Origin of the sequence: uncultured Nostoc sp. (genome assembly GCF_964245575.1) — a bacterium.
In the GTDB taxonomy this organism is placed as follows: Bacteria; Cyanobacteriota; Cyanobacteriia; order Cyanobacteriales; family Nostocaceae; genus Nostoc.
In genome coordinates this window covers 1-3,026 of record NZ_CAXTNP010000496.1, presented here as the reverse complement: position 1 = coordinate 3,026, position 3,026 = coordinate 1, and the positions used below count along the sequence as shown (strand labels likewise).

Genomic DNA, 3,026 nt, shown 5'->3' with positions numbered 1-3,026 from the left:
CTAAAATCTGTAGCGCTTATCCTGCATAGCTTAGAGCTTTTCTTAGTGCCATTCAGTTATAGCGAATTATTATAGTTATATCTCATACTTTTGATAGATGAGAATTATTTTCTCCAGTTTTATTTCTCTGTCTCCTGTTGCTGTGGCCAACTTGTCTGTCCTTCTGCCCTTCTCGCCTCTGTCCCTGGCGCTGGGTGTCGTGGCGGGAAGTTACGTAACATAATCATTTAAAATTCCTCATCATCATCTAGACTGGGCCAGAGTGATAATGAATCATCATCTCTTTCATTTTCATCTTCAGCATCGAAATATTTTTCCCAATAATTCTCTATCGCAGTGTACACAGCTTTCTTATTCTCAGGAGAAGCGTACTTAATTTTGCCTGAGCTTTCAAGTATTCCTAAATCAATATCTTCATCAATTACAGTCTTAATAAATTTGGCACGAGAGCTAGAATTTTTAAAGATTGGGGTTAACTCTTTATCAAGTTCTTCTCGTGCTTGTCTGCATAACGAAAAGTAATTATTATTTTCAGGTTCCGTAACAGCAGTACTGGTAGAAATTTGTTTATCTGTAGTTAATGTTAATGGTTTGTACCAATCACATTCACCTACAATAAATAATTCAGATTTACTACGGGTAAGCGCTACATAAAGCAAGTTCTGTTCTTGCTCTAACTGCCAATCTCGCTGATTTCTCCAAACCATAGGCATATCTCCAGCTTTGTGAACAAAAATCCTTTCTCCCTCACCTCCCTTGTATTTATGAATGGTGGATAGAGTAACAGGAGAATTTTCATCGCTGAACAATTCGTCAATATAATACTTCAGGCTTTCAATGCTAGTAGCCTGTGGTTGAGATTGGTAGATGGTTGCGATCGCTTCCAACCTATCTGCTAATCTTTGCTTTAATTCATCTTCGTTATCTAGATTTAAATACTGTTGCAACTTAATTTCTCTGTACTGAGCAACAGCATCATTAAAAAACTTAAAACTATATCCTGGTAGCTTGGCTATTTGGTCAAGTTCTTTTTTAAGAAAATCACCAACATCTCGACCTTTAACTGTTGCTTTAACTCCCTGGCTGATGAGGCGAATACATAAACTAACGAGTGGTGCAGTTTTACGGGCAATGATGATATCGCCATGTTTAACTAGTTTTTCAATATCTTTGCTTTCTATCTGATGAATAATCCCCTCAATAGCATCTGGCACTGCTTCAATTGGGATGTAGGGAAATATGCTTTTAACTAAGGCAATGTGCGATCGCGGGCAACGATAGCAAATTGATAAAGGTAGTTCTACCGCTCTGGTCAGCCTGACAATGTTGTTGTAGCTTTGGTTGTCGGCTCCAGCAAAGCCCATAATTGCTTGACGTGGGTCGCCTACTGCTAGAATCCGTCCAGTAAGTCCTGCAAGCATCAAAACCAGTTGTAATTGCAAGGGGTTTAAGTCCTGACACTCATCGATCAATACGAATTTGAAAGATTTAAACCACGGCTGCTGATGTAACCTCCATTTAACAGCTAGCCAAATTTGATCTGTGAAATCTAGCTTCTTCTCAGAGATTGCCATTTCCTCACCAATTTTGAGGCAATAAGCAATCCACTGAGCTACAAGAGTAGGTTTGTATACATTATCAATTTCGTGATGACGTGTGATCGCCTCTATAACTTCTGCTGTTGGTTCCTCATTGTTAAGCCTTACTAAATCAATTAGTTTTAGGAAATCGCCATCATCATCGATAATACCCTCTTGTCGAAGTCTGCCTATTTTACTGCCACGTTTAGGAATCAAATCTAAACTTTGAGCAATGCGTTCATATTTATATTTAGAAATATTAATATCTTCACTTCTTACACGAAGTTCTTGTGTAACTAAGGTAAATGCAGCACTGTGAAGGGTGCTGATAGAATTTCTCCAAATAGGGCCAAACTTTTTAATTAAATCTATGGAATTATCTTTACCAAAAACACAAATCTTGATTTCATTAGGTCTTAATCCCAGTTTCCACAAAGATTTTGCAACTATTCTTAATGTGCTACTTTTTCCAGAGCCAGCCACAGCGTTGCAACAACCGTTGCCTTTTTGGTTAATAACCCAATCGATAATTCCTAATTGAAACTTAGAAGGAACAAAACCAAACTTTGCTTTATAATCTGCAATTTGAGTATTTGATAATTCTGGAATTGGTAAAGATACTTGAGGTAATGTTATGCGCGTTTCTTCTTTAACATCATTACTAGATAACGATTCTATAGCTAGTTTAATTTGTGCTAACTCATCTGGGTTGAGTTTGTCTAATACAGAGATGATCGCCTCGAATGGGCTGGTTTGTCCGTCGAGCGATCGCGCATACTTCTCTATTTCCTCTAAGAATATCTCAGGTACTCTTGTCGCCTTAGTTGGTAAATTATTCCACGTTGTTTTTTGCTTTGGTAAATGCTTAGTCTTAGGATGTGGATTAGGCATAGTTTTTGATCGGATATAGAATTTAGTTAATGGGTGGGAAAACAGAGATAATTTCACTGCCAGGAAAGTTAATCAGAAATTCCTCTTTGATAATGGCTACAACTTCTCTTGCAGCAGCGATCGCACCATCTAAATCCTCTTTTTCTATTTCACTAATATTGAAAATAATTATTGAATTCTCTTCATTATCAAGACTTACACTCATTTCTGAGTAAGTATGAATTTCTAATAGAAATCCCTGCTGCACTATCTCTAATAGTTCATCAGCAGCATCCATAATTTCGTCATCATCTTTAATATAAGTATTGATTGAGATATTTATTGAGTATTTCATATTTATTGGTCGGAAACCATCATTAAATAATATTATTTATGCAGTGTACGCTGCATATAGATTAATTAAAGTATATTTTTTGGTATAGCGTAGTTTACCGCCGTAGGCATCGCTAATATAATCGCTTACGCGAAATAAAGAAATAAGGTTGCTTCGCAGTTTGTTTATTGACTCCCTCCTCCGTCGGTCGATGTCCCCCCCCGCCCCAAGGGGAGCGCTCA

Annotated in this window: 3 protein-coding genes; all 3 read right to left on the bottom strand. The window is 37.4% G+C overall.

The features are described from left to right. Positions 1-227: 227 nt before the first annotated feature. A complete protein-coding gene (locus ACFFAP_RS37585; protein WP_375515966.1) occupies positions 228-2,471 on the bottom strand; it encodes a UvrD-helicase domain-containing protein in 2,244 nt (747 codons plus the stop codon). Between the two features lie 22 nt (positions 2,472-2,493). Further along, positions 2,494-2,805: a hypothetical protein gene (locus ACFFAP_RS37580; RefSeq protein ID WP_375515965.1), complete on the bottom strand. Its 312-nt coding sequence runs from the start codon at positions 2,803-2,805 to the stop codon at positions 2,494-2,496. A gap of 36 nt (positions 2,806-2,841) precedes the next feature. After that, on the bottom strand, positions 2,842-3,026 hold a 185-nt coding region (locus ACFFAP_RS37575), incomplete at its 5' end, for a hypothetical protein (RefSeq protein WP_375515964.1).

What these genes read in the sequence shown, in the direction of transcription:
- ACFFAP_RS37585 (WP_375515966.1), bottom strand. Translation starts at nt 2,471, where the DNA reads ATGCCTAATCCACATCCTAAGACTAAGCATTTACCAAAGCAAAAAACA.
- ACFFAP_RS37580 (WP_375515965.1), bottom strand. Translation starts at nt 2,805, where the DNA reads ATGAAATACTCAATAAATATCTCAATCAATACTTATATTAAAGATGAT.